Raw genomic sequence first — 26,019 nt, 5'->3', positions numbered from 1 at the left:
CGCATCTTATTTTACAGGAAACAGCCCGGGAAATCAACCGGCATTTCACACTCCGGGCAGCAGATAGGAGGCGCACAGGGCCAGGGACAGCAGGCAGAAGCAGAGTATTCCGGGGTTTTCAAAAAACACCCGCCACGTCCACCCCGCGCTCAGGGAGACGGAGCCGGGATCGAACCGCAGCTCCCGCCGCAGGGCGGCCAGAAAGACGATGCCCAGGAAAATGGCCCCCAGCACCAGCACCGCAAGAAGGCTGGTGCCCAGATCCCCCAGGGCCTCCAGCAGCGGGAGCAGCCCCACGGAGATGAAGTTGATCATGGCGTGGAGCAGGATGTTCTGCCAGATCAGGCCGGTGCGCAGGGCCACATAGCCCAGCACCAGGCCGATGGCAAAGGCGTAAAAGTACTGGTTCAGATTGCCGTGGAACAGGCCGAAGCACAGGGCGGAGGCCACGACGGCAAACCGGTCCCCGTAGGGCCGCAGCCGGTCCAGCAGCAGTCTGCGGAACATGAACTCCTCCGCCGCCGGGGCGACGACACAGCCCAGCAGCACATTGAGGGCCGTGGGATAGGCTGCCGTCTGCTCCACCGGGTTGGTCACCGCCTCCCCCCGCAGCAGGCCGATAAGACCGGTGAGGGTCAGGGTGAGGTAGTTGGCCAGATACATGAGGCACAGACAGATCACATAGGCCTGGAGGAAGCGGGCGGGCTCCATGGGCCGGGGCTCCGGCCGCCGGGGGGCGGAGGTGCCCCGCAGCACCAGACAGAAGGCGGGAAAGCCCACCCCGTAGACCGAGACCACCGAGAGCACCCATAGAAAAATAGGCTCCCTCAGCAGATGTGGGGCCAGCAGCCCCACAGGCACCGAGGCGGCCACCTGTACGGCGATCATGGCGATCATCTGGGCGAACAGGGCCCAGCCCAGCCGGGAAAAATATTGGCAGTGGGAGCGCAGCTCCCCCGGGTCCGGCCGCCCCGCAGGCGTGACACGCCGCTCTTCCATAGGGTTTCCTCCCCCAAAAAGTCCGAAAAATTTCCTCTATTATACCAAGAAAGGTGTATCCGGGCAAGAAACTAAATGTTGACAAGCTGTGTTTCTGTGATACAATATCTTGTGCTATGTAGAATTTTCGGGAGGAGAGACACAATATGCCCATATCTGAAAACGCCAAGGCGGTGCTGGAGCGGCGCTATCTGGCCCGGGATGAGCAGGGAAACCCCACTGAGACGGTGGACGGCCTGTTCCACCGGGTGGCCAACGCCATTGCCGAGGGCGACCGGCACTTTGACCCCAAGGCCGACGTGGTAGCCACCGCCAAGGCCTTTTACGAGATGATGACCAACCTGGACTTTTTGCCCAATTCCCCCACCCTGATGAACGCGGGCCGGCCTCTGGGCCAGCTGTCCGCCTGCTTCGTGCTGCCGGTGGCAGACTCCATGGAGGATATCTTTGACGCCATCAAGAACGCCGCCCTCATCCACAAGAGCGGCGGCGGCACCGGCTTCTCCTTCTCCCGTCTGCGGCCCAAGGGCTCCACGGTGAACTCCACCGGCGGCGTGGCCAGCGGCCCCATCTCCTTTATGAAGGTGTTCAACGCCGCCACCGAGGCGGTGAAGCAGGGCGGCACCCGCCGGGGCGCCAACATGGGCATCCTCCGGGTGGACCATCCCGACATCATGGACTTCATCACCTGCAAGAACAACACCTCCGAGATCACCAACTTCAACATCTCCGTGGGCGTCACCGAGGCCTTTATGGAGGCGGCGGGGAAGAACGAGATGTACGACCTGGTGGACCCCGCCACCGGGCGGGTCACCGGCCAGCTCAATGCCAGGGAGGTCTTTGACACCATCGTCCAGTCCGCCTGGCAGACCGGCGAGCCCGGCATCATCTTCCTGGACCGGCTGAACCGGGACAACGCGGTGCCCGGTCAGGGTGAGATCGAATCCACCAACCCCTGCGGCGAGCAGCCCCTGCTGCCCTATGAGAGCTGCAACCTGGGCTCCATCAACCTGGTCAACCACATCACCAGGACGGTGGCGGGCTGGGTGCTGGACCGGGCCAAGCTGGAAAAGACCATCCGCACCGCCGTCCACTTCCTGGACAACGTCATTGAGGTCAACCAGTACCCCCTGCCCGAGATCGACCAGATGACCCGCTCCACCCGGAAGATCGGCCTGGGCGTCATGGGCTTTGCCGACATGCTGCTCTACATGGGCGTGCCCTACAACAGCGAGGAGGGCGTGGCCCTGGCCCGGGAGATCATGGACACCGTCAACACCATCGGCCACCAGGAGAGCGAGAAGCTGGCCGAGGCCCGGGGCGCCTTCCCCCTCTTTGACCAGAGCATCTTCAAGGACGGCAAGCCCATCCGCAACGCCACCGTCACCACCATTGCCCCCACCGGCACCCTGTCCATCATCGCCGGGGTGTCCTCCGGCGTGGAGCCGGTGTTTGCCTACGCCTATATCCGCAACGTCATGGACAACACCCACCTGATCGAGACCAACCAGATCCTGAAGGACAAGCTGGTGGAGGCGGGGATCTACTCCGAGGAGCTGATGCGGAAGATCGTGGAGCAGGGCTCCCTGGCCCACGTGGACGGCATCCCTGAGGACATCAAGCGGGTATTCGTCTGCGCCCACGACGTGTCCCCCATCTGGCACGTGCGGATGCAGGCCGCCTTCCAGGAGTATACCGACAACGCCGTGAGCAAGACGGTGAACTTCCCCAACTCCGCCACCAAGGAGGAGGTGGCCGAGGTCTACCGCCTGGCCTTCACCCTGGGGTGCAAGGGCACCACCATCTACCGGGACGGCAGCCGCAACGAGCAGGTGCTGAACATCGGCAAGGTCAACGACGGCAAGGAGGCCCCCGCCCCCACCGGCCGGGTGTGCGAGGAGTGCCAGGTGCCCCAGGAGGAGTACGGCCACATCCTGCCCCGGCCCCGGCCCGCGGTGACCACCGGCTTCACGGAGAAGGTGCGCATCGGCTGCGGCAACCTGTATATCACCGTCAACTACGATGAGAACGGCATCTGCGAGGTGTTCACCAACACCGGCCGGGCCGGCGGCTGTCCCAGCCAGAGCGAGGCCACCGCTCGCCTGGTCAGCGTGGGCATCCGCTCCGGCATGGACCCCAAGGAGATCATCCAGCAGCTCAAGGGAATCCGCTGCCCCTCCTGCCTGCGGCAGCCGGGGGTGCCGGTGACCTCCTGCCCCGACGCCATCGCCAAGGCCCTGGAGAAGGTGCTCAAGGTGTCCCAGAGCGGCGGGCACGAGCCCGCCCCCCCCCCCCCCACCCGGCTCTCTTAAACACTTTCGCGCCCACCCGCTCGACCTCCTCCTCCGGTTGCTGCTTCTCTTTGCAATAGAACAAANGATTTCTACGGCGACATGCTGACCGACCGACAGAAGGAGTTCTACGACCTTTATTACAATGAGGACCTGTCTCTGGCGGAGATCGCGGAGAACTACGGCATCACCCGGCAGGGTGTGCGGGACGTGATCGTCCGGGCCTCCTTCTCCATGGGTTTGCGGATGCTCTCCATGGATTCTGTGGCATAGCCCATGGACTTGATCTCCTGCTCCACATCGGCTACCCGGTCGATGGCGGCGGGGAGCAGCACCACCAGCTGCCGGACGATGGAGATGATCATGCTCAGCACGCCGTTGCCCAGAGCCTGGAAGGTGGAGGAGCAGATCACGTTGAAGCCGGCGAACACAAAGCACAGGCTGATGATGCGCAGGGCGGGCACGCCGATGCGCAGCATATCGGCCGAGGCCTCGAAGATGCCCAGAATGGGGGCGGGGAAGAGCTGGATGATAGCCAGTCCCACCAGCATGATGCCCACCGCCAGCAGGGAGCCGAACCGGACGGCGTCGATAAGCCGCTTTTTCTTCCGGGCGCCGTAGTTATAGGAGACGATGGGCACCAGCCCGTTGTTCAGACCGAACACCGGCATGAACACGAAGCTCTGGAGCTTGAAGTAGACGTTGAACACCGCCACCGCCGTGGAGGAGAAGGAGATGAGGATCAGGTTCATGCCGAAGGTCATGATGGAGCTGATGGAGTTGAGTACGATGGTGGGGATGCCCACGCTGTAGATCTGCCGGATGATATGTCCGTTGGGCCGGAACCCCTTCAGGGTGGGCTGGATGTCGTGGTTGCGGGTGATGTTGAAGATCACGGCCAGGATGGCGGCCACGATCTGTCCCAGCACGGTGGCGGCGGCGGCACCCGCAACTCCCATCCGGGGGAAGGGACCCACACCGAAAATGAGCACCGGATCCATGATGATGTTGATGACGGCGCCTACGCCCTGGGTGATCATGGTATAAAAGGTGCGGCCTGTGGACTGGAGCAGCCGCTCGAACATGACCTCCAGGAAGATGCCGAAGGACAGACCGCCGCAGATGCGCAGATAGGCCGCGCCCTGCTGGGCGATCTCCGGCGTGGCCTTCTGCAGCTCGAAGAAAGGCCGGGCAAACAGCAGGGCCACCGCCATGAATACCAGGGAGCTGAGGATCGCCAGCAGCACGCCGTTTTCCGCCGAGCGGTTGGCGGTCTCCTGATCTCTGGCGCCCAGGCTGCGGGAGAGCAGGGCGTTGACGCCTACGCCGGTGCCCACCGAAACGGCGATCATCAGGTTCTGGAACGGGAAAGCCATACCAACAGCCGTGAGGGCGTCCTCGCTGACCTTGGCCACGAAATAGCTGTCCACCACATTGTAGAGGGCCTGGACCAGCATGGAGATCATCATGGGAAGGGACATGGAGAGGACCAGTTTTTTGATCGGCATGGTCCCCATTTTGTTCTCGCTTACTTGTGACATGAACTGCCTCCTGATACAAAATAGAACCGCAGCATACTGCTGCGGCCGCAATCGGATCCATTTGAGCAACTTCCTATTCTAAAGCAATCAAAAATGTTAGTCAATACACAATTGACGGAATAACGAATTTTTTGCGCACCGTTGGACAGGAACAGCCATAGGATGTGGTGCGGAAAAGAAACTTCCCATACCTCTGACAAGGAGATGGATCTGATATGAACAGTGGTTTTCTCAACACCCTCCGGGTGGGAGAGAGCGGTGTGGTGGCCGGCGTGGAGGGTGAGAGCGCCATGCGCCGGCGGCTGTTTGATCTGGGCCTGGTACCCGGCACCACCGTCACCTGCACAGCGGTCAGTCCTGCCGGAGATCCGGCGGCCTATCTGATCCGGGGGGCGGTCATCGCAATCCGGTGCAGGGACGCGGCGGAGGTCCGGCTGGGAGGCGGGCCGTGGAACTAGACCGGGAACGGGTGATTGCCCTGGCAGGCAATCCCAACGTGGGCAAATCCACCGTGTTCAATGCCCTGACAGGCCTGCATCAGCACACGGGAAACTGGCCGGGCAAGACGGTGGCTACTGCCCGGGGGCGGTGCCGGCACAGGGGGATGGACTATGTGCTGGTGGACCTGCCCGGTACTTATTCTCTGATGGCCCATTCGCCGGAAGAGGAGGTGGCCCGGGACTTTTTCTGCTTCGGCGGAGCAGACGGAGCGGTGGTGGTATGCGACGCCACCTGCCTGGAGCGCAACCTGAACCTGGTCCTCCAGGTGCTGGAGCTCCAGCCCCGCACTGTGGTGTGCGTCAACCTGCTGGATGAGGCGGAGCGCAAGGGGGTCCGGGTGGATCTGGAGGAGCTGTCCCGCCGGCTGGGGGTGCCGGCGGTGGGGACCTGCGCCGGACGGGGACAAGGGTTGGACCAGCTGCTGGACCAGGTGGAATCGGTGCTGGAAAAGCCGCCGAAGCCCCTGGCGGTGCGCTATCCGCCGCCGGTGGAGTTTGCCGTGGCCACCCTGACGCCTCTGCTGGGACGGAGGCTGAAAGGGCGGCTGCCTGCCCGCTGGACGGCGCTGCGGCTGCTGGAGGGGGACGGCTCCCTGCTGGACGCCCTGTCCGCCGCCCTGGACTGGGACCCCAGAAAGGACAACGAGGTATGGAGGGCGGTAATTGAGGCCCGGGAGGCGCTGGCCCACCAGGGGCTGGACCCGGCGGAGCTCAACGGCGTGCTGGTATCCGCTCTGCTGGAAGCGGCCAGAGGGGCGGCCCGGGCGGCGGTGACCGCCCGGCGGGACCCGGTGGAGGACCGGGACCGGCGGCTGGACCGGCTCCTGACCCATCGGGCCACCGCCGTGCCCCTGATGATCCTGCTGCTGGCGGGGGTGCTTTGGCTCACCATCCAGGGGGCCAACTATCCCTCGGCCCTGCTGTCCGGCGCCCTGTTCTGGGTCCAGGACCGCTTGAGCGAGCTGTTTGTATGGCTGGGAGCCCCGGCGTGGCTCCACGGGGCCCTGGTGCTGGGGGTATACCGGGTGCTGGCCTGGGTGATCAGCGTCATGCTGCCCCCCATGGCCATCTTCTTCCCCCTGTTCACCCTGCTGGAGGATTTCGGCTACCTGCCCCGGGTGGCCTTCCTGCTGGACCACGCCTTCCAGAAGGCCAGGGCCTGCGGCAAGCAGGCCCTGACCATGTGCATGGGTTTCGGCTGCAACGCCGCGGGGGTGGTGGGCTGCCGGATCATCGACTCCCCCCGGGAGCGGCTCATCGCCATCCTCACCAACAGCTTTGTGCCCTGTAACGGCCGGTTCCCCACCCTCATTGCCGTCATCACCATGTTTTTTGTGGGGGCGGAGGGAGGCGCGTGGGCGGGATTGTCCGCCGCCCTGCTGCTGACGGGGGTCATTCTGCTGGGGGTGCTGGCCACCTTCCAGATTTCCCGCCTGCTCTCTGCCACCGTTCTCAAGGGGGTGCCCTCCTCCTTTACCCTGGAGCTGCCCCCCTACCGGCGTCCCAGAGTGGGGCAGGTCATTCTCCGCTCCATCCTGGACCGCACCATTTTCGTGCTGGGCCGGGCGGCGGCGGTGGCCGCCCCGGCGGGACTGGTGATCTGGCTGTGCGCCAATGTGACGGTGGGGGAGCTGAGCGTGCTGGATCACGTCACCGGATTTCTGGATCCCTTTGCCCGGCTGCTGGGGCTGGACGGGGTGATTCTGGCGGCCTTTATTCTGGGCTTTCCCGCCAATGAGATCGTCATTCCCATCGCCATCATGGCCTACCTCTCCACCGGCACCATTCAGGAGATGGAGGGGCTGGGGGCCCTCCATCAGCTGCTGACGGACCACGGCTGGACCTGGCTGACGGCGGTGTGTACCCTGCTGTTCTCCCTGTTCCACTGGCCCTGTTCCACCACCTGCATTTCCATTGCCAAGGAGAGCGGCAGCGTCAGATGGACCCTGCTGGGGATCCTGCTGCCCACGGGGGTGGGGATGGCCCTGTGCTTCTGTGTGGCAACGGCCGCCCGGCTGCTCCATCTGGTATGAACAAGAAAGACGAGGTCCGCTGTGGAATCCACAGCGGACCTCGTCTTTTATGGGAAATAGGGAACAAAAGGGTGTCAGATAAACAGGGGGATGAAATACAGGCCCAAGCAGGTGATGATGATCCAGAACACACAGATGAAGGCCATGAAGCCCCACACATCCTTCAGCTTCATGCCAACCACGGACAGAGCGGGGATGACATACAGAGGCTGCAGCAGGTTGGTGCACTCGTCGCCCAGCACGAAAGCGTTCAGGCAGGTAGCCAGGTCGGCACCCTGGATGTTCTGCACGGTCTGCACAATCAGAGGACCCTGAACGGTGAACTGACCGCCCTGAGAGGGGATGAAGCAGTTGACCAGGCAGGCGGACAGGAAGGTGAAGATGGGCAGGGTGTGAGCAGTAGCCACGGAAGTAATGGCGCTGATCAGCACGGAGCCCAGGCCGCCCTCGATGTACATCATGCCCATGATGGCGCCGTAGAAGGGGAACTGCATGATGATGTCGGTAGCCAGGTGCATGGAGTCGGCGTGAGCGGTGATCCAGGCGCTGGGCTGGGGGAACAGGAAGCAGTTGATGCCCACGAACAGGAAGATAACCAGGTTCATGTTCAGGGCGCCGAAGAAGCCCTTGGTGGCGAAGTCGTAAATGATGTTGGCGAAGATGAAGACGCCCACGATCCACATGACGGGCTTGCAGGTGTTCATCCGCTGAGCAAAGGTAGTGGCCTTCTCGGTGATCTTGTAGTCGTTGGGGACCACGTCGGCCTGGGTGGCCACATCCCGCAGCTCAATGAGCTCGTCCTCACCGGGCTGGGTGAACAGCACGATCAGGATGAAGGCGATGGCCAGCACGAAGAACAGGATCACATTGGGGGGATTGTAGCAGGTCTCCAGTACCGTCATGGTGTGGCCCACGATCTCGGCGTAGGAGCTGCCCTCGGTAGCCAGGTTGGAGTACAGAGTGGCGGAGGGCCCAAGGCACTGGCCCAGGATCATGCAGGTATAGCCGCCGGCCACCATCATGGGGAAGTGCAGGCCCTTGACCCGCTTGGCCAGCTGCATGGACAGGATGGGGGTGACGATGGTGCAGAAGGCGTAGTTGATCATGGAGGTCACATAGCCGAAGATCATCATGATGATGATGGCGGTGTAGCGGTTATGCACATGGCTGGCCATGGCATTCAGCAGCTTGGTGACCTGGGGGCTGCGGGCGCAGGTGGCGCACACGCAGACCATGATGCCCATCTGGAAGGCCAGGGTGAACTGGCTGCTCAGGCCGCCCCACCAGGCCTGCAGGAGCTCCACGGGGCCCTTGCCGATGAACAGGGACAGGACGAACACCAGGATCATCAGGATGACGCAGAATACAAAGGAATCGGGAATGATCTTCTCCGCGGCGAAGTTGAACTTCTTGCTCAGGTTCCACAGAGGAGTTCCCTTCAGACGCTTCGTCTGAGGTTGCTGGGACATAGGATCGCTTCCTTTCTCTCAAACTTCTCTCATATATGTTTTCGTTCCCACGGAACGGAAAGCGCGGGGAAATTATTTGCCGTAGAGCATACGGATGAGGTACTCGTTCAGGTCGGCGTTGGACTTGGCCACCTGCTCGGGAGTCCACTTCTGGAAGCCCTCGCCGGTCTTGAAGCCGATCTTGCCCTCGTCACGCAGCTGCTTGAGCAGGGGGGAAGGAGTGTGGGAATCCTCCAGATCCTGGAGGATGTAGTCGTGGATGTTGTAGGTCAGGTCGGTACCCACCATGTCGGCGTTCTCCATGGGGCCCAGCTGGGGCAGACGGAGACCGAAGGAGTACTTCACAGCCTCGTCCACGGTGGCGGCATCGGCGATGCCGTGCTCCACAATGGAGATGGCCTCACGCCACAGGGCGTGCTGCATCCGGTTGGCGATGAAGCCGGGGACGTCCTTCTTGCACAGCACGGGCTTCTTGCCCACGGAGCGCAGGACTTCCATCACGGTCTGAGCGGTCTCCTCGGAGGAGGCGTCGGACTTGACCACCTCCACCAGAGGGATCAGGTGGCCGGGGTTCCAGAAGTGAGTACCCACGAAGCGCTCACGGTGCTTCAGCTCGGCGGAGATCTCGCTGGGGCTCATGACGGAGGAGTTGGTGCAGAAGATGGTGTCCTCAGCGCAGCGGGCCTCCAGCTTGGCGAAGGTCTCACGCTTGATCTTCATGTCCTCGAACACGGCCTCGATGACGAAGTCGGCGTTCTTGACGATGTCGCTGTCGATGTCGGTGGTGAAGGAGATCCGGGAGAGCCGGTCGTTCAGCTCATCCTCGGTGATGACGCCCTTCTCCAGCAGCTGCTTGGTGTTGGTGCGGATACCGGCCTCCACATCGGTGGGGTACAGGTCGTACATACCCACCTTGAAGTTGGGGTTGGAGGCGAACACGTAGCCGATGTTCTTGCCCATCATGCCGGCGCCGCAGATCAGGATATTCTTGATATTCTGAGTGGTCTTCATGATTCTCTTCCTCCCCTTACTTCTTCAGGCTCAGGATCTCACGGGCCTCGTCGGGGGTGGCGACCTTCTTGCCGAACTCCTCGATCACGCGGCGGGCGCGCTCCACGAACTGGACGTTGCTCTCAGCCAGCACGCCCTTGGAGTACATGACGTTGTCCTCCATACCCACACGGACGTGGCCGCCCAGAGCCACAGCGCCGTACAGCATGGTCATGGCGGAGTGACCCACGCCGAAGCAGCTCCAGGTGGAGCCGGGGCACAGGGACTCCATGGTCTCCTTCATGAACACCAGGTTCTTCATGGTGCCGGGGATGCCGTTGGCGCAGCCCATGCAGAACTGGAAGTGCAGGGGAGCCTTCAGCACGCCCTTCTTCAGGTAGTACTGAGCGTTGGCGATCATGCCGGGGTCAAAGGCCTCGATCTCGGGCTTCACGCCCCAGGCCTGCATATTCTGGCCCAGCTCCTCCAGGAACTTGGGGGGGTTCAGGAACAGGGAGGTGTGCAGCCAGTTCATGGAGCCGCAGTCATAGGAGCCCATCTCGGGGCGCAGCTCCTTCAGGTGGGCCTGACGGGTCTCATCGGTGGCGTTCAGGTCGCCGGAGGTGGTCATGTTCAGGATGATGTCGCAGTCGGGGTGATTGGTACGCAGCAGCTCCACGGTCTTGGCAAAACGGGCCTTGTCCATGGTGCCCTTGCCCTCGTCGTCACGCATGTGCAGGTGGGCGACGGCAGCGCCGGCCTTCCAGCAGGCATAGACGTCCTCGGCGATCTCCTCGGGGGTCATAGGCACGTTGGGGTTGTTGGCCTTGGTGGGCCATGCGCCAGTGGTAGCTACGGTGATGATGGTCTTATCCATTTGAAACGCATCTCCTTTTTAAACACGAAGCGGGATACCGGAAGACATCCTGCCTCTTTTTCTGTTCATCCCCCTATACTGCAAATGCCGTGCCAAAAATGGAGAGCACATGAAAATAATCCGGAATGCACTGGGGCGCAAAGAAAAGCGGACATGTACGCTCTTCCGGACAAAAAGAATTGCCGGTGAAAAAAATCACCGGCAATTACTGGGAAATAAAGGGCGAAAATGGTAAAAATTCAGAGGACAAAAACCACAAAACACTGACATATCAAGGAAAATCTAAAACGGTGAAAAAAATCACCTGGGGTGGTGAAAAAATTCACCGAGTGTATGATTTGGCGGAACCCAGCTGGAGGGTGCGGCATTTCTTGACCAGTGTGGAATGATCCACACCCAGGACCTTGGCGGCTTTCCGGAGGGAACCTTCCCGCTCCAGTGCACGGAGAATGATCTCCCGCTCGAACTCGGCCACCTGCTGCCGGAGCGTCCCGGAGGCGGAGGACGGCAGATGGGAATGGCCGCCGTCCGGGTTCAGCGCGGCGTATACCACATCCCGGGTGAGAATGCCGCCGGAGTTGGTGACGACGATACGCTCCAGCAGGTTTTCCAGCTCCCGGATGTTGCCCGGCCAGCGGTAGCTCTGCAGCAGGTCCAGGCCGGCGGCGCTGATGTGGGTGTCCTTGCCATATTTTTTGCTGAAATCCTCACAGAAGCGGTCCACCAGGTAGGGGATATCCTCTTTCCGCTCCCGCAGAGGCTTGAGCTCGATGGGCACCACGTTGAGCCGGTAGTACAGGTCCTCCCGGAAGCGGCCGGCCTGCACCTCCTCCTGGAGATTCAGATTGGTGGAGGCGATGACCCGAAGATCCAGCTTGATGGTCTTGCTGCCGCCGATGCGCATGATCTCCCGCTGCTGGAGGACCCGCAGCAGTTTGGCCTGAAGGGGCAGCGGCATGTCGCCGATCTCATCCAACAGCAGCACGCCGTTGTTGGCCAGCTCAAACATGCCGGTTTTGCCGGAGCGGCGGGCACCGGTAAAGGCGCCCTCTTCGTAGCCGAACAGCTCCGATTCCAGCAGTTCCGCCGGGATGGCGGCGCAGTTGACCTTGATGAAGGGTTTGCCCTTCCGGCTGCTGTTCTGGTAGATCTCGTTGGCAATCAATTCCTTGCCGGTGCCCGATTCTCCGGTGATAAGTACGGTGACGTCGGTGGGGGCCACTGTATGGATGAGCTCCACGACCTCCCGCATGGCCTGGCTGCGATAGTAGAGCTGCTTGCCGCCGGCCTGCTGCTGGCGCAGGTAGGCCAGCTCCTCATCCGCCTTCTGACGCTCTTCGGTCAGGGTGAGCAGCTGCTGTTCCAGACGCTTGAGCTCGGGAAAGTCCCGGGTGTTGGTCACCACCATCTTGATGCTGCCGTCCTCGGCGAACACCGGCGTGCCGGTGACCAGAACCTCTTTATTCAAAGGGAAAATAGTGGCCACTGAATTGATGCGGGTGCGCTTGGCCAGCACGGTATCGGTGACCGAGCCCTTGTAGAGCTTGCCCTCCTTTTCCACGTCGCACACCTTCCGGCCCACAAGCTCTTCCGGACGGATGCCGGTGGTGCGGGTATAGGCCTCGTTGATGAAAAGGATGGTGCCGGTGCCGTCGGTCACATGGATGCCGTCGTACAGGTTTTCGCAGATCTCACGGAAATCGGGCTGCGTCAGCTCCGGGGGCTTTGGGGTGTTGATGGCGGCGTCGTTCATGTCCATCCCGTCCTCCTGTATTTATACGACAGTTTTTTGCCTTTTATTTATATATTTATACAATTATAACACAGATGGCAGGGGACAACAAAAGATTTTTCCGCAGCCGCGGCGCGGGAGGGGCTGCATCGCTTGACGCGGTGAGTTGGACGTGCGATAATCAAAAGTAACCTATTTTTTGGAGATGAGTGTTATGACGGAGCGATTGGTCCGGCGCTTTATCCCGGACTGGGAGAAGGTGCAGGAGCCTGCGGTCCGGGAACGGTACGGGATCCTGTCGGGCGCGGTGGGTATTTTTCTCAACCTGCTGCTGTCGGTGGGGAAAATGCTGGCGGGCCTGCTGACCGGCTCTATCGCAGTGACGGCCGACGCCTTCAACAACCTGTCCGACGCCGGCTCCTCGGTGGTCACCCTGGTGGGCTTCAAGCTGGCGGGGCAGAAGGCGGATGACAGCCACCCCTTCGGCCACGGCCGCATTGAGTACCTGGCGGGGCTGCTGGTGTCTCTGCTGATCCTGATGGTGGGTGTGGAGCTGGGCAAGAGCTCCATCGAGAAGATCCTCCGGCCGGAACCGGTGGAGTTTTCCCTGCTGTCGGTGGTTATCCTGGCGGTCTCTATCCTGGTGAAGCTGTGGATGAGCCGGTTTAACCGTAAGCTGGGGAAGCGTATTGATTCGGCGGCCATGGAGGCCACTGCCACCGATTCCCTGTCCGATGTGGTGGCTACCTCGGCGGTACTGGCGGGCACCCTGGTGGGCGGCTTTACCGGAGTGAGCATTGACGGCTGGATAGGCGTAGTGGTGGCGGTATTCATTCTGCGGGCCGGCTGGGGCGCGGCCAAGGATACCCTGGATCCCCTGCTGGGCAGCGCCCCCGACCCTGTCCTGGTGAAGCAGATCCAGGAGCTGGTGATGAGCCACAAGCAGGTGGTGGGAATGCACGATCTGGTGATCCACGACTACGGTCCCGGCCGTCGGATGTGTTCCTTCCACGCCGAGGTGCCCCAGAGCGACGACATTATGGAGGCCCACGACGCCATCGACCACATCGAGCGGGAGATTTACCAGAAATTCGGGGTGGAGACCACGGTGCACATGGATCCCATCGCCACCGAGGATGAGGAGGTCAACCGCCTGCGGGAGCAGGTGCGGGGGCTGGTGAAGGAGCTGGACGCCGGTATGACCATCCACGATTTCCGGGTCACCCGGGGCCCCCAGCACACCAACCTGATCTTTGATGTAGTGGTGCCTCACAGCTGCAAGCTGTCTGACCAGGAGATCGTCCGGCAGATCACGGAGAAAGTGCGGACGCTGGATCCGAACTATTACGCGGTGCTGCAGCTGGACCGGGCCTATGTGACGGCGGAATAGGGCGCATTCACAAAATATTCACCCCAATCCCGGAAAAAAGGATTATAATACATTTATTATATTGCCGCATTGAGGAAAGAACAGGAAAAGGACGGTGCATTATGGCAAAGAAAGTGCTCATCGTGGAAGATGAGTCCAACATCGCGGAGCTGCTCCACCTCTATCTGGAGAAGGAGGGCTTTGAAACGGCGGTTGCCGGAGACGGCGGAAAGGGCGTGGAGCTGTTCCGCTCCTTCCACCCGGACCTGGTGCTGCTGGACATCATGCTGCCCGTGATGGACGGCTGGTCGGTGCTGAAAAAGATCCGGGAGAACGACAAGACCCCGGTCATCATGCTCACCGCCAAGGGTGAGACCCAGGACAAGGTGGCCGGCCTGGAGGGGGGCGCCGACGACTACATTGTCAAGCCCTTTGAGATGAAGGAAGTACTGGCCCGCATCCACGCCGTGCTTCGCCGCTTCGGCGGGGACGAGAACGGCGGCGGAGAGAAGAAGCTGACCTTCGACAAGCTGGTCATCAACCTGGACTCCTATGAGCTGCTGGTGGACGGCAAGCGGATCGACACGCCCCCCAAGGAGCTGGAGCTTCTGTACCACCTGGCCGCCTCCCCCAACCGGGTCTTTACCCGCAACCAGCTGCTGGATGAGGTGTGGGGCTTTGACTACTTCGGCGATTCCCGGACGGTGGACGTCCACATCAAGCGCCTGCGGGAGAAGCTGGAGGGCGTCAGCGATCAGTGGTCCCTCAAGACCGTGTGGGGCGTGGGCTATAAGTTCGAGGTTGTGACCGGCGGATGAAAAGCCTGTATAAGCGGCAGTTTGTCCTCACTGCCGGGATGATCCTCATCTCCTTCGCGCTGCTGGGCACTGCCTTCTTTACCCTGTCCTACCGGTATACCATCCGCCAGACCAGGGAATCCATGGAGCGCAACGCCAACTACGTGGCCAACTTTACCGCCAAGTCCCGCTCCCTGGGGCTGGGTGTGGAGGACGACGTGTATATTGCCATGATCGCCACCATCGCCCAGATCTCCGACGCGGTGGTGCTCATCACCGAGCCGGACGGCCAGATGGTGGTCTCCACCGATGGCGCCACCGTAAAGGGCTACCAGGAGCTGGCGGGCAGCTACCTGCCCCAGTCTGTAGTGGATCAGATGAGCCAGAACGGCGACTACACCGGCATGAGCGACCTGGGAGGCTTTTTCCCGGAAAAACGCTATGTGGCGGGTACGCCCATTACGGTCAAGACGGTGAACCTGTCCAGCGGCCAGACCCAGCAGAGCGTGGTGGGCGTGGCCTATGTGGCGGCAGAGGCCTCCAGCCTCACCGAGCTGTGGCGGGCCTTTACCTCCATCTTCTTCTTTACCGCCGTCGTGGTGCTGTGCATCGCCTTCCTCACCAGCTCGGTGACCTCCCTGCGGCAGACCAAGCCGCTGAAGGAGATCGCCGAGACCGCCCGCAAATTCGGACACGGGGAGTATGAGGTGCGGGTCAAGGGCTACGAGGACCGGAAGGACGAGGTGGGAGAGCTGGCCGAGGCCTTCAACGCCATGGCGGACTCCATCTCCAAGAGTGAGGAGCGGCGCTCGGAGTTTGTGGCCAACATCTCCCACGAGCTGAAAACACCCATGACCACCATCGCCGGCTTCTCCGACGGCATCCTGGACGGCACCATCCCGCCGGACAAGGAGCGGGCCGCCCTCCAGACCATCTCCTCCGAGACCCGGCGGCTGTCCCGGCTGGTGCGGCGGATGCTGGATCTGTCCCGGCTCCAGTCCGCCGAGAACGTCACCGCTCAGGAGCAGTTTGACGTGTCCGAGGTGATGCTGCGGGTGCTGGTGAGCCTGGAGACCAAGATCAACTCCCGGCACCTGGACGTGGACACCCAGCTGCCCGACGCCCCGGTGATGGTGTGGGGTGATCCGGACGCCATCACTCAGGTGTGCTACAACCTGCTGGACAACGCCATCAAGTTCTCCGACGAGGGGAGCACCATGGGCATCTCCATCACCACCAAGAGCGGCAAGGCCCATGTGGCGGTGCGCAATCATGGTCAGACCATCCCGCCGGACGAACTGGCCATGATCTTTGACCGGTTCCACAAGAGCGACAAATCCCGCAGCGTGGACCGGGAGGGCGTGGGCCTGGGCCTGTATATCGTCAAGACCATTCTGAACAACCACAAGGAAAACATTACCGTAACCAGCCAGGACGGTGTGACCGAATTCGTATTCACCCTGACCCTGGCGTAAGGGGGAAGTATGCGGGGCTACTATTACGATCAGGACGATCTGAGACCGGCCATCCGGCCGGCGCCGCCCGCCGCCCCGCCGCCCCGCCGCAGACGGCGGGGCGGCGGCACGGCGGTGCTGTTGTTTCTCTGTACGCTGCTGGTGCTGATCGGCGGCGCGGTCCTTGTGAAGGCCTGGGACGCCGCCAGCCTGTCGGAGATGGCGGCCCAGTTCCGGCAGGAGGGGCGGCAGCCCGATTCCACCTGGACGCCGGATGAGGAGGAGACGCCGACCGCCGCCACGACGGTGGAGCGGGCCCCCACCGGGGACGGCACCACCCTGACCATCGTGTCCGCCGCCGGAGAAGAACCCCACAGCTTTCAGCAGATCTATCAGGAGAATATTGCCTCCATCGTCAGCATCCGGGGCACCTCGGACCTGGGCCTGTTCCTGGGCACCGGGGTCATCATGACGGAAAACGGCTACATCATCACCAACGCCCACGTGATCGAAGGGTGCAGTCAGGTGGAGGTGGCCCTCCAGGACGAGCAGGTCTATCCCGCCCAGCTGGTGGGGTATGACGTACAGACCGATCTGGCGGTGCTCAAGATCGACGCCCGGGGACTGACCCCGGCGGAGTTCGGCGACTCCGCCGCCCTCCAGGTGGGGGACACGGTGCTGGCCATCGGCAACCCTCTGGGTGAGGAGCTGCGGGGCACCATGACCGACGGCATCATCTCCGCCATCAACCGGGATGTGAGCGTGGACGGATACACCATGGTGCTCCTCCAGACTACCGCGGCCCTCAATTCGGGCAACTCCGGCGGCGCCCTCATCAACGACCGGGGTCAGGTGGTGGGCATCACCAATCTGAAAATGGAATCCTACGACAGCACGGTGGAGGGGCTGGGCTTTGCCATCCCCACCGCCACCGTCAAAACCGTGGTGGATGAGCTCATCGCCCACGGGGTGGTCACCGGACGGCCCACCATCGGCATCACCGTGCGGGCGGTAGCCGCCTATGCCGATGTGCAGCCCAAGGGCGTCCGGGTGGAGAGTGTCCAGGCCGGTTCCGACGCCGACGGCAAGCTGGAGGTGGGGGACATTATCGTGGAGGCCAACGGGGTGAGCGTCGCCACTACCGACGAGCTGCTGGCTGTCAAGGAGCAGCTGGAGGCGGGAGATGTCCTCACCCTGCGGTTCTGGCGGGACGGCACCTGGCTGGAGCGGGACGTGGCTCTGGTGGAGCAGTACACCCTGGAGGGATAAAAAAGGAGCGCCTCCATCGGGAGGCGCCCAAATCCAGATGTCTGCGGGAGAATGGAATACTTGAGCATGGATCGTACACGCATATTGGATAAGCTGTAAGCATAGAATAGCTTAAATTCCATAGAATGTCAATCAGAAGTTTTGTCGAAAGGCGCGGTTACATGATTATTTACAACGGCGTGGTTCATCCCATGGATGGGCCGGTGATCCCCAGGGGATATGTGGCCTTTGAAGGGAGCAAGATCACGGCGGTAGGCTCCATGGAAGAGCTGAACGGCGCTCCGGAGGGGCTGGACGCCCAGGGGGGGCATATTCTCCCCGGCTTTATCGACGCCCACTGCCACCTGGGCCTGTTCGGGGATTCCCTGGGCTTTGAGGCCGACGACGGCAACGAGTCCACCGATCCCTGCACCCCCCACCTGCGGGCCATCGACGGGGTGAATCCCATGGACCGGGGCTTTCGGGAGGCCCGGGAGGGAGGGGTGACCACGGTGCTCACCGGGCCCGGCTCGGCCAATCCCATCGCCGGCCAGTTCCTGGCCCTCAAGACCACGGGCCGCTGGGTGGATGAGATGGTGCTGAAGGCGCCGGCGGCCATGAAATTCGCCCTGGGGGAGAATCCCAAGTCGGTGTATAACGACCGGAAGGAGACCCCGGTGACCCGGATGGCCACGGCGGCCATCATCCGGGAGAACCTGTCCAAGGCCCAGGAGTACCAGGACAAGCAGTCCAAGGCCGACGAGGACCCGGAGGTGGACATGCCCGACTACGACGCCAAGCTGGAGGCTCTGGCGCCGGTGGTGGAGGGGCAGGTGCCCGCCCACTTCCACGCCCACCGGGCGGACGACATCGCCACAGCGGTGCGCATCAGCAAGGAGTTCGGGCTGAATTATGTGATCGTCCACGGCACCGAGGGCTACAAGATCGCTGATCTGCTGGCCGCCGAGGGGGCGGCCGTGATCACCGGGCCCTGCCTCACCGACCGGTCCAAGCCGGAGCTGGTGGGCCAGACCCTGGAGAATCCGGCCCTGCTGGCCAAGGCGGGGGTGAAGGTGGCCATCTGTACCGACCACCCGGAGACCCCCATCCAGTACCTGCCTCTATGCGCCGCCATGGCGGTGCGGGGGGGCATGGAGCCGGAGGCGGCCCTGGCCGCCATCACCTCCGACGCGGCGGAGATCGCCGGGATCTCCAGACGGGTGGGCACCCTGACCCCGGGCAAGGACGCCGATGTGGTGGTGACCTCTGGTCACCCCTTCGACTGGAACGGCAAGATCCAGGCGGTCTTTATCGACGGCAATCAGGTGCGCTGAGCAAAGACGAAAAAAGGACGCTGCATGTGCAGCGTCCTTTTTTGATTGAACCGGTTCAGCGGGCCTCCGCTTTGACAACGTCGTCCTTGGTCACGATCAGGACACGCCAGATGAAGATGGCCAGGAACAGGGCGGCCACCACGATACCCACCGGGTAGGCGATGGAGGTGGACAGGTTCAGGCACTCGGGGGCCTGGAAGAAGTAGGTCACCGACACCGCGGACATAAAGGTGGCGGGGAGAGCGGCAATGAAGCAGGCCTTGGGCGGGAAGCCGTACTTGTGCAGGAACACGGCGCCGGTCCACAGCACGATCATGGCCAGGGTCTGGTTGGACCAGGAGAAGTAGCGCCACAGCACGTCCCAGGGCAGCGCCAGAGCGATGACGGCGCCCACACCCAGCAGGGGGATGGACAGAGCGGCACGGGGACCCACCTTGGACTGGTCGATGTGGAACCAGTCGGCGATGGTGAGCCGGGCGGCCCGGTACGCGGTATCGCCGGAGGTGATGGGGCAGGCGATGACGCCGATCATGGCCAGCACACCGCCTACGGTACCCAGCAGGCCGGTGGAGATCTCAAACACCACACCGCCGGAGCCGCCGGCAGCGATGGCGTTGGTCAGGCCGGTCATGCCGTCCAGCAGAGAGCCGTGGTTGGTGTAGTAGGTGACGCCGGCAGCGGCCCAGATCAGGGCAATGATGCCCTCGGCCACCATGGCGCCGTAGAAGATGGTGCGGCCCTGCTTCTCGCTGGTGATGCAGCGGGCCATCATGGGAGACTGAGTGGCGTGGAAGCCGGAGATGGCGCCGCAGGCCACGGTGACGAACATCATGGCCCACTTGGGCAGACCGTCGGGATGGGCGACGGTCAGATTGGCCAGGGTGATCTCCGGCATATCGCCGCCCATCTGGAACAGGATGCCGCCGCCGATGCCCAGTGCCATGATGATCAGGCAGATGCCGAACACGGGGTAGAGCTTGCCGATGATCTTATCAATGGGCAGGAAGGTGGCCACCAGATAGTAGATCATAATGACCACCAGCCAGAACATGGTGGACAGATAGTCGGGGGTCAGCTTGGCCAGCAGGCCGGCAGGGCCCACGGAGAAGTTGACGCCCACCATCACCAGCAGTACCACAGAGAACACCCGCATGATGAAGGTGATGACCTTGCCCATGTAGAGGCCCACCACCTCGGAGATGGACTTGCCGTCGTTGCGCTCGCTCATCATGCCGGAGAGGAAGTCGTGGACGCCGCCGCCCAGAATGGTGCCCAGCACGATCCACAGATACACAGACGGTCCCCAGCAGGCACCGGACAGGGCGCCGTAAATGGGACCCAGACCGGCGATATTCAGAAGCTGGACCAGGAAAATACGCCAGGTCTTCATCGGTACATAGTCTACGCCGTCAGGATGAGCGACCGCAGGTGTCGGCCGGTCATCGATGCGGAAAATCTTTTCTACCAGCTTACTGTAGGTAAAGAAACCTACAATCAGCAGAATCAAACATACAAAAAACGAAATCATGGAAACCAATCCTCCAGACGGTCCCTGCTTACAACAGGGAGGTGAAGTTTGCTAGGGGAACACGGGCCCGGTGCTCCATCTGAAGCGTTTACAGTATAAACCTAAGTTAACAAAAGTCAAGGTCAGAATTTTACAGTTGAAAAATATTTTCACAGCCGCGTTGCCAGCCAAAGGGTGCTATGCTATACTGACAGGGAAAAATAAGCGTGCAAAAAAGGAGGAATACCATGGATCATTCTGTGAAAGCGGTGGTACTGGCCGCCGGGAAGGGTACCCGGCTGCGCACCGAGGGGATCGACCTGCCCAAGGTGCTGCGTCAGGCGGCGGGACGGCCGCTGCTGGGCTATGTGCTGGAGGAGCTGTCCTTCCTGGACAAGGAGGATGTGGTGCTGGTGGTGGGCTATGAGCGGGAAAAGGTGCTGGCCGCCTTCCCCGACTATCCCCACGCGGTGCAGGAGCCCCAGAAGGGTACCGGCCACGCCGTGCAGTGCGCCCGGGAGACCCTGGGAAATTTCCGGGGCAGCATCCTGGTGTGCTACGGCGATATGCCCCTCATGCGCCGGTCCACCTATGAGTCCCTGATCCGTACCCACAGGGAGCAGGGCAACGACTGCACCCTGCTCTCCGCTGTGTCCGACGAGGAGCTGCCCTACGGCCGCATCGTCCGGGGGGCAGACGGCAAATTCAGCCACATCGTGGAGGACAAGGACTGCACGCCGGAGGAAAAGGCCATCCGGGAGCTGAACGTGGGCGTGTACGTCTTTGAGACGGACGCCCTGTGGCAGGCCATCGACCAGCTCAGGCCCAACAACGCCCAGGGGGAGTACTACCTCACCGACGCTCCGGCCTATATCCTGGCCAAGGGCGGCAGAGTGAACGCCTGCCCCACCTGTACCGCTCAGGAGATGCTGGGGGTCAATACCGTGGAGCAGCTGGAGCAGGTGGAGCACATCGTGCAGACCCGGAAGGACTGAGGGTATGGCGGAACAGAAGGATCTGCGCCTGGCGGTGCTCATTGATGCGGACAACGCTCCCCGCTCCGCCATCGGGGACGTGATGGCAGAGGTGGCGGTGTACGGCACCCCCACCATCAAGCGTATCTACGGCGACTGGACCACACCCAACCTGGCCTCCTGGAAACCCCTGCTGCTGGAGAACGCCATCACGCCCGTTCAGCAGTACGGCTACACCACCGGGAAGAACTCCACCGACTCGGCCATGATCATCGACGCCATGGACATTCTGTACACCGGCCAGGTGGACGGCTTCGTGCTGGTGAGCAGCGACAGCGACTTCACCCGTCTGGCCATCCGCCTGCGGGAGGCGGGCAAAAAGGTGTACGGAATGGGGGAGCGCAAGACCCCCAACCCCTTCATCGTGGCCTGCGACAAGTTTGTGTATATCGAGGTCATCCGCTCCGCCGCCGAAAAGGCCCGGGCGGAGGAGACCAAGGCGGAGGAGCCCCGGGAAGAGGAGACGAAGCAGGAGAAGCCCTCCAAGGTCAAGAAACCGGCCAAGAAGAAGGAGGAGCCCGCTCCGGCTCCCGAGCCGCCCGAGCCGGAATCCAAAGTGCCCAAGGCGGTGGTGGAACTTATTGCCGATTCTGTGGAAACCATGGCCGACGAGGACGGCTACGCCTTTATGGGAGATCTGGGCAACCTGCTGGTGAAAAAGCAGCCCGACTTCGATCCCCGCAACTTCGGGTTCTCCAAGCTGACCCAGCTGGTGCGCTACCTGCCCCGGTTTGAGGTGGATGTGCGCCAGACCAGCCTGCCCCATGTCAAGCACATCTATGTGCGGGACAAGGCGCGGAAATAGACCAAAAACAGCGGACCTGCCGCATTGGCGGCAGGTCCGCTGCTTTGTTTGTTCAGGTTTCCGGGGTGACGGTGCCGGAAACGGCGTCCACATAGTAGGCGCCGGTATCGGTAATGATGCGCCACACCGGGGTGAGCTGTACCGAACGGCCGCTGACGCTGGTCAGGTACCCGGGAGACATGGATTCGATCCGGCTGCACACCGAGCCTCCCTCGCTGACGCTGGCCAGGAAACGCATGAGAACGGTGGGGGTGGAGAGCAGGGACTGGGTGCTGCTGCCCTCAGCCTCGCCTGACAGGCGACTGCCCTCGATCGCGGTCAGCGCCTGTTCCACCCAGGTCAGTGTGGCCCGACAGGAGAAAATGGGGGTATCCTCCCACGTCTGAAAATAGGTGAGGACCGTGGTGTCCCCCAGGGTGACCGACTGCTCCAGCGTGCCGGGAAAGCCGATCTGCTCCAGACAGGCCAGAGAGGCGTCGCTCAGGTCCTGGCCCGGCTGGCACCGCCAACGCTCCTGATCAAACACCACGGTGAAGGAGCCATTGAGGGAAAATTCCGCCGTACCGCCCGGGCCGGAGTAGCTGGGACGCACCTCGCTCTCCCCGGTCTGGGTCACATCCCCCAGCAGGATCTGGGAAATGCGGGCCTCGCTGTCCCGGTCCCGGGTGACGGTCAGGGTGGGCAGGTCGATATCCCTGGGGACCTGCTCCAGCTCAAACTCGATACCGCCCCGCTTCAGCACCTGGACAACTGCCTGCCGGGTTTCGTCCTGGTACAGCGCGCCCCGGCCCACCCGCAGGCCGATCAGCAGCAGCAGGGACACATTGACGCCAACCAGCATCAGCAGGATGATGGTTTTGATTTTAGACCACTCCATAATTCCTCCCGCTTATCTGGCGATCCAGCCGGCCTGGACCGAATCCCCGCCGGTATCGCTGTAGCACAGGACCAGCTCCCGGCCCTCCGGATCCAGAGCCTCCAGAGCGGCGGCGGCCTGCCGCTCCCGCAGCACCAGGCTGGTCTGCCCGGTCTGCTCATAGCTGCGGAAGGTCAGGGTGTAGTCCGTGATCTGCCCGTTCCGCACAAGGAAGCGGGCGGCGCAGGCCCCGTCGGGCAGCGCCACCTCCGCTCCGCTGAGGGTGTAGCCGTAGGACACCAGCGTGCTGCCGTCCGCCTGCGCCTCCACGCCCATGAGATACAGCCGGGCGTTCCCGCACCAGCGGCCCACGGTGTCCGCCGCCAGGCGCCAGGTGGTCTCGGCCAGGGCAAACGGGCTGGCGTCCTCCCCGCCGGCGATGGGATAGCGGAGGGCGTCTCCGTCTCCCGCGTGATAGACCACCGTGCCGTTCCGGCTGATTTCCAGGGTCTCCCGGCCCTCCCGGATCCGGATGCCGTTGGCCACCGGATAGACGGAATTGCTCTGGGGCTGGAAGGAGACCGCCTGCTGCAAGGCGGTCACGATGGAGTCGTCGATCTCCCCCAGCGGGTTGGTGACATGATAGACCGGCGGCTGCAGGGCATCGGCAGAGAGGAGCACGTAGGGGTCCAGCTCTTCGTATGCGCTGTCCGACCGGTGCTCAAAGACAAAGGAAACGCCGTTGCCGCCGTAGCCGGAGACCAGAAGGTCCATATGCCCGCTGTAGACCACAGTGGTGGCGCAGGCATAATACAGGCCGTCAGATTCATTATGATAATACAGGCGCACCTGGCCGTCCGGATCCAGAGCCACCGCCATCCGCCGGGCGGAGTGGATCAGGGCGGAGTTGGTGCCGCCGTCACCCAGCCAGGTATAAAGCGCATCCAGGGGCACCGCCCCCAGAAAGTCGAACCACACGCCGGGAGCCTGAAGCGCCTGGCGCCAGTCGCTCTCCGATACCCGCTCGGGGGAGGCGGCGCTGCCCAGGGCCTCGGTGAGCAGGATGTTCAGCGCATCAAACAGCTGGTCGGTCTGCTGGGTATCGTATTGGGAGGCAAAACGGTCGGCACCGTCGCACACGGCAATGCGCACCGGCTTGGGGGAGATGGAGGACTGGCCGGAGGGGATGGTGTCCGCCGAGGCCTGGTCCGACTGGGAGTGAAACAGGGAGAGCACCCCCTGCAGCGGCGTCCAGGATACCTTGCTGTAGTCCAGGGCCAGCAGGGTCAGGTAGATGGCCGACAGAGACAGCAGCACGATGAGGATGCTTTTGAGGGTCTCCACCCCCCGCCGGCGACGGCGGCGTGCCCGCTTATTCCCGTCCATGGCGCGGCCCCTCCGTCAGCAGCGTGATGCGCACCGTCAGGCCGGGACCGGGCCGGTCCAGCAGCTCGATGGTGCCCTCATGCCGGTCGATGATCTCCTTGGCGATAGAGAGACCCAGGCCTGTGCCCCCCGATTCCCGGGAACGGGCCTTGTCCACCCGGTAAAACCGCTCAAAGATCCGGCCCCGGTCCTCCTGGGGGATGCCGATGCCGTTGTCCGCCACTTCCATCCACACCTTGCCCGGCCATTGACCGGCGGAAATGCGGATCTTGCCCCCGTCGGGGGTGTACTTGATGGAGTTGGACACCACGTTCATCATCACCTGCAGGATGCGCTCCCGGTCGCCCACAATGTCGGGCAGGCCGTCCGGCATATCCAGGGTGACGGTGTGGCCGTGGCGCTGGGCCTCCATCAGCACGGCGTTGTACACGTCACGCACCGCCTGGGGGAAGGAGAAGGGGGCCAGCTTCAGCTCCGACCGGCCGGAATCGAACCGGGAGAGGGTGAGCAGGTCCTGTACGATGTGGGTCATCCGGTCGGATTCGTTGAGGATGACCCCCAGGAAATTTTTCTCCGTGTCGGCAGGCAGTTCCCCGGCGTTGTCCACCAGGGTCTCCGCATAGGAGCGGATGTTGGTCAGGGGGGTGCGCAGCTCGTGGGACACGTTGGCCACGAACTCCCGGCGCATCTCCTCGGTCTTGTGCTGCTCGGTGACGTCGTGGATGACCACCAGCACGCCGCCCAGCCGCTCCTGGTCGAAGGGGGTGAGCAGCAGCTCCAGGCTGCGCCCGCCCACCGTCCGGGTGCCGTCCAGATAGCCCGGCGGTTCCACCGCCAGCACACCCTGGAGGGGGGCGATGTCGGAGAACAGCGTGTCGTAATTCTCGCTGCCGCCGATGGGAATGGCCCGGCCCAGCATGTCCTCGGCGGCGGGGTTGGACTGGATCACCGAGCCGTCCCGGGAAAAGGCCACCACGCCGTCGGTCATGTGGAGGAACAGCGTGCCCAGCTTGTTGCGCTCGTTCTCCACCGCCTCCAGAGTGGTGCGCAGCTGACCGGCCATGTCGTTGAAGGTGCCGGTGAGCACGCCGATCTCGTCCCGGGAGGCCACCTCCAGCTTCTGGGAAAAGTCCCCGTCAGCCACCCGCTCGGCACCCTCGGTCAGCCGCTCAATGGGGGTGATGAGGGCCTTGGACAGCAGGAAGGAGAGAAGCACCGAGATGATCAGGCCGAATACCAGCGCCTCCACGATGAGGGTCATCAGCTCGCTGTTCAGGGCGGCGGCGTTGGTGCCGTCGTCCCGGACATAGATGATGTACCGGTTGGCGCCCCGCTGGACCGCCACCGCCACATCCATGTAGGAGGAGGTGGGATCACTGTTGTCGCTCTTGTCCGCACCGGCCAGCACCTGCATCAGGTTGCTGGAATCCATGTCCAGCTGAGTGCCGCTCTCCTGCTTGTTGGAGCAGGCCAGCAGCCGGCCGTCGTTGCCGTCCAGCACGTAATACTTCCGGCTGCGGTTGTCCACCCCCAGCACGCTGTAGTAGTTGTCCAGAATCTGAACGATGTTGGAGACGCTGTCCTCCTCGCCCTGAACGGGGGTGTTCAGATCGGACCAGAAATCCTGGTCCTGAAAAGCCTCCGACATCTGGGCGTAGAAGTCCTGGGTATAGTAATTGGATACCGAATTGATGAGGAACGCGCCCACCACCGTCATCAGCAGAATGATGAGCAGGGTCATGATGAGCATCAGCTTCATATGCAGGCTGCGGAACATGGGATGGCGGGCACCTCCTT

20 protein-coding genes and 1 pseudogene are annotated in these 26,019 nt (G+C 62.7%); 11 read left to right on the top strand and 10 right to left on the bottom strand.

The window, feature by feature from the left end; all coding sequences use genetic code 11:
* Positions 1–45 precede the first annotated feature (45 nt).
* Positions 46–999 (bottom strand): CPBP family intramembrane glutamic endopeptidase, encoded by a 954-nt coding sequence (locus E0E41_RS08045; RefSeq protein ID WP_130869455.1) that lies wholly within the window; start codon positions 997–999, stop codon positions 46–48.
* Positions 1,000–1,145: 146 nt separating this feature from the next.
* On the opposite strand from E0E41_RS08045, the gene E0E41_RS08040 reads away from it, so the two are divergent.
* Entirely contained in the window at positions 1,146–3,311 is a 2,166-nt protein-coding gene (locus tag E0E41_RS08040) for a vitamin B12-dependent ribonucleotide reductase (protein ID WP_130869454.1), read from the top strand.
* Positions 3,312–3,392: 81 nt separating this feature from the next.
* Positions 3,393–3,515, top strand: a pseudogene (locus E0E41_RS08035) (sigma factor-like helix-turn-helix DNA-binding protein); the annotation flags it as partial.
* On the opposite strand, the gene E0E41_RS08030 reads toward E0E41_RS08035, so the two are convergent.
* A complete protein-coding gene (locus E0E41_RS08030; RefSeq protein WP_130869453.1) occupies positions 3,470–4,831 on the bottom strand; it encodes an MATE family efflux transporter in 1,362 nt (453 codons plus the stop codon). The pseudogene E0E41_RS08035 and the gene E0E41_RS08030 sit on opposite strands and share 46 nt — an antisense overlap.
* Positions 4,832–5,046: 215 nt before the next feature.
* On the opposite strand from E0E41_RS08030, the gene E0E41_RS08025 reads away from it, so the two are divergent.
* On the top strand, positions 5,047–5,289 hold the full coding sequence (locus E0E41_RS08025; RefSeq protein WP_130869452.1) for a FeoA family protein: 243 nt from the start codon (positions 5,047–5,049) through the stop codon (positions 5,287–5,289).
* Positions 5,280–7,364, top strand: coding sequence for a ferrous iron transport protein B (feoB, locus tag E0E41_RS08020; RefSeq protein ID WP_242623731.1), 2,085 nt, complete (start codon positions 5,280–5,282; stop codon positions 7,362–7,364). Before E0E41_RS08025 ends, feoB begins: the two co-directional genes overlap by 10 nt.
* A gap of 74 nt (positions 7,365–7,438) precedes the next feature.
* Here feoB and E0E41_RS08015 read toward each other — a convergent pair whose 3' ends face one another.
* The 4 genes from E0E41_RS08015 to E0E41_RS08000 all read right to left on the bottom strand — a co-directional run bounded on the left by E0E41_RS08015 (position 7,439) and on the right by E0E41_RS08000 (position 12,459).
* On the bottom strand, positions 7,439–8,833 hold the full coding sequence (locus tag E0E41_RS08015; protein WP_130869450.1) for a TIGR00366 family protein: 1,395 nt from the start codon (positions 8,831–8,833) through the stop codon (positions 7,439–7,441).
* 72 nt (positions 8,834–8,905) lie between these two features.
* Positions 8,906–9,844: a 3-hydroxyacyl-CoA dehydrogenase family protein gene (locus tag E0E41_RS08010; RefSeq protein ID WP_130869449.1), complete on the bottom strand. Its 939-nt coding sequence runs from the start codon at positions 9,842–9,844 to the stop codon at positions 8,906–8,908.
* 16 nt (positions 9,845–9,860) lie between these two features.
* On the bottom strand, positions 9,861–10,700 hold the full coding sequence (locus tag E0E41_RS08005; protein ID WP_130869448.1) for a 3-keto-5-aminohexanoate cleavage protein: 840 nt from the start codon (positions 10,698–10,700) through the stop codon (positions 9,861–9,863).
* Between the two features lie 322 nt (positions 10,701–11,022).
* On the bottom strand, positions 11,023–12,459 hold the full coding sequence (locus E0E41_RS08000) for a sigma-54 interaction domain-containing protein (RefSeq protein ID WP_242623730.1): 1,437 nt from the start codon (positions 12,457–12,459) through the stop codon (positions 11,023–11,025).
* A 187-nt stretch (positions 12,460–12,646) separates the two neighbouring features.
* Here E0E41_RS08000 and E0E41_RS07995 point away from each other — a divergent pair, with 187 nt between their 5' ends.
* From E0E41_RS07995 to E0E41_RS07975, 5 genes are all read left to right on the top strand, one after another.
* Positions 12,647–13,822, top strand: coding sequence for a cation diffusion facilitator family transporter (locus E0E41_RS07995; RefSeq protein WP_130869447.1), 1,176 nt, complete (start codon positions 12,647–12,649; stop codon positions 13,820–13,822).
* A gap of 101 nt (positions 13,823–13,923) precedes the next feature.
* On the top strand, positions 13,924–14,619 hold the full coding sequence (locus E0E41_RS07990) for a response regulator transcription factor (protein WP_130869446.1): 696 nt from the start codon (positions 13,924–13,926) through the stop codon (positions 14,617–14,619).
* Complete coding sequence (locus tag E0E41_RS07985) at positions 14,616–16,073, top strand: sensor histidine kinase (RefSeq protein WP_130869445.1); 1,458 nt, start codon at positions 14,616–14,618, stop codon at positions 16,071–16,073. Before E0E41_RS07990 ends, E0E41_RS07985 begins: the two co-directional genes overlap by 4 nt.
* Before the next feature lie 9 nt (positions 16,074–16,082).
* Positions 16,083–17,321 (top strand): S1C family serine protease, encoded by a 1,239-nt coding sequence (locus E0E41_RS07980; protein WP_130869444.1) that lies wholly within the window; start codon positions 16,083–16,085, stop codon positions 17,319–17,321.
* A gap of 161 nt (positions 17,322–17,482) precedes the next feature.
* Positions 17,483–18,634, top strand: a complete 1,152-nt coding sequence (locus tag E0E41_RS07975; RefSeq protein ID WP_130869443.1) for an amidohydrolase — start codon at positions 17,483–17,485, stop codon at positions 18,632–18,634.
* A gap of 55 nt (positions 18,635–18,689) precedes the next feature.
* Here the strand turns inward: E0E41_RS07975 and E0E41_RS07970 are convergent, their stop codons facing one another.
* On the bottom strand, positions 18,690–20,162 hold the full coding sequence (locus E0E41_RS07970; RefSeq protein ID WP_130869442.1) for a carbon starvation CstA family protein: 1,473 nt from the start codon (positions 20,160–20,162) through the stop codon (positions 18,690–18,692).
* A gap of 227 nt (positions 20,163–20,389) precedes the next feature.
* Between E0E41_RS07970 and E0E41_RS07965 the strand changes: the two genes are divergently transcribed.
* Both E0E41_RS07965 and E0E41_RS07960 read left to right on the top strand, forming a co-directional pair.
* Positions 20,390–21,136 carry a sugar phosphate nucleotidyltransferase gene (locus E0E41_RS07965; RefSeq protein ID WP_130869441.1) on the top strand — a complete coding sequence of 249 codons (747 nt, stop codon included), beginning with the start codon at positions 20,390–20,392 and terminating at the stop codon, positions 21,134–21,136.
* 4 nt (positions 21,137–21,140) lie between these two features.
* The gene (locus tag E0E41_RS07960; protein ID WP_130869440.1) at positions 21,141–21,980 is read left to right on the top strand and encodes an NYN domain-containing protein; all 840 of its coding nucleotides are present in this window, start codon (positions 21,141–21,143) and stop codon (positions 21,978–21,980) included.
* Positions 21,981–22,032: 52 nt separating this feature from the next.
* Here the strand turns inward: E0E41_RS07960 and E0E41_RS07955 are convergent, their stop codons facing one another.
* From E0E41_RS07955 to E0E41_RS07945, 3 genes are read right to left on the bottom strand one after another with little or no spacing between them, the layout of a single operon-like run.
* Positions 22,033–22,857, bottom strand: a complete 825-nt coding sequence (locus E0E41_RS07955) for a hypothetical protein (RefSeq protein WP_130869439.1) — start codon at positions 22,855–22,857, stop codon at positions 22,033–22,035.
* A 12-nt stretch (positions 22,858–22,869) separates the two neighbouring features.
* On the bottom strand, positions 22,870–24,222 hold the full coding sequence (locus tag E0E41_RS07950; protein ID WP_130869438.1) for a hypothetical protein: 1,353 nt from the start codon (positions 24,220–24,222) through the stop codon (positions 22,870–22,872).
* Positions 24,209–25,999 (bottom strand): ATP-binding protein, encoded by a 1,791-nt coding sequence (locus E0E41_RS07945; RefSeq protein ID WP_165450527.1) that lies wholly within the window; start codon positions 25,997–25,999, stop codon positions 24,209–24,211. Before E0E41_RS07945 ends, E0E41_RS07950 begins: the two co-directional genes overlap by 14 nt.
* Positions 26,000–26,019 lie beyond the last annotated feature (20 nt).

The sequence above is a fragment of the Intestinimonas massiliensis (ex Afouda et al. 2020) genome, assembly GCF_900626285.1.
GTDB lineage: Bacteria > Bacillota > Clostridia > Oscillospirales > Oscillospiraceae > Flavonifractor > Flavonifractor massiliensis_A.
This window is presented reverse-complemented; position numbering and strand designations above follow the sequence as displayed.

What these genes read in the sequence shown, in the direction of transcription:
- E0E41_RS07945 (WP_165450527.1), bottom strand. Translation starts at nt 25,999, where the DNA reads ATGTTCCGCAGCCTGCATATGAAGCTGATGCTCATCATGACCCTGCTC.
- E0E41_RS08025 (WP_130869452.1), top strand. Translation starts at nt 5,047, where the DNA reads ATGAACAGTGGTTTTCTCAACACCCTCCGGGTGGGAGAGAGCGGTGTG.
- E0E41_RS08015 (WP_130869450.1), bottom strand. Translation starts at nt 8,833, where the DNA reads ATGTCCCAGCAACCTCAGACGAAGCGTCTGAAGGGAACTCCTCTGTGG.
- E0E41_RS08005 (WP_130869448.1), bottom strand. Translation starts at nt 10,700, where the DNA reads ATGGATAAGACCATCATCACCGTAGCTACCACTGGCGCATGGCCCACC.
- E0E41_RS07980 (WP_130869444.1), top strand. Translation starts at nt 16,083, where the DNA reads ATGCGGGGCTACTATTACGATCAGGACGATCTGAGACCGGCCATCCGG.
- E0E41_RS07990 (WP_130869446.1), top strand. Translation starts at nt 13,924, where the DNA reads ATGGCAAAGAAAGTGCTCATCGTGGAAGATGAGTCCAACATCGCGGAG.
- E0E41_RS08045 (WP_130869455.1), bottom strand. Translation starts at nt 999, where the DNA reads ATGGAAGAGCGGCGTGTCACGCCTGCGGGGCGGCCGGACCCGGGGGAG.
- E0E41_RS07975 (WP_130869443.1), top strand. Translation starts at nt 17,483, where the DNA reads ATGATTATTTACAACGGCGTGGTTCATCCCATGGATGGGCCGGTGATC.
- E0E41_RS07970 (WP_130869442.1), bottom strand. Translation starts at nt 20,162, where the DNA reads ATGATTTCGTTTTTTGTATGTTTGATTCTGCTGATTGTAGGTTTCTTT.
- E0E41_RS07960 (WP_130869440.1), top strand. Translation starts at nt 21,141, where the DNA reads ATGGCGGAACAGAAGGATCTGCGCCTGGCGGTGCTCATTGATGCGGAC.
- E0E41_RS08040 (WP_130869454.1), top strand. Translation starts at nt 1,146, where the DNA reads ATGCCCATATCTGAAAACGCCAAGGCGGTGCTGGAGCGGCGCTATCTG.
- E0E41_RS08000 (WP_242623730.1), bottom strand. Translation starts at nt 12,459, where the DNA reads ATGGACATGAACGACGCCGCCATCAACACCCCAAAGCCCCCGGAGCTG.
- E0E41_RS07995 (WP_130869447.1), top strand. Translation starts at nt 12,647, where the DNA reads ATGACGGAGCGATTGGTCCGGCGCTTTATCCCGGACTGGGAGAAGGTG.
- E0E41_RS07950 (WP_130869438.1), bottom strand. Translation starts at nt 24,222, where the DNA reads ATGGACGGGAATAAGCGGGCACGCCGCCGTCGCCGGCGGGGGGTGGAG.
- E0E41_RS07955 (WP_130869439.1), bottom strand. Translation starts at nt 22,857, where the DNA reads ATGGAGTGGTCTAAAATCAAAACCATCATCCTGCTGATGCTGGTTGGC.
- E0E41_RS08010 (WP_130869449.1), bottom strand. Translation starts at nt 9,844, where the DNA reads ATGAAGACCACTCAGAATATCAAGAATATCCTGATCTGCGGCGCCGGC.
- E0E41_RS07985 (WP_130869445.1), top strand. Translation starts at nt 14,616, where the DNA reads ATGAAAAGCCTGTATAAGCGGCAGTTTGTCCTCACTGCCGGGATGATC.
- E0E41_RS08030 (WP_130869453.1), bottom strand. Translation starts at nt 4,831, where the DNA reads ATGTCACAAGTAAGCGAGAACAAAATGGGGACCATGCCGATCAAAAAA.
- E0E41_RS07965 (WP_130869441.1), top strand. Translation starts at nt 20,390, where the DNA reads ATGGATCATTCTGTGAAAGCGGTGGTACTGGCCGCCGGGAAGGGTACC.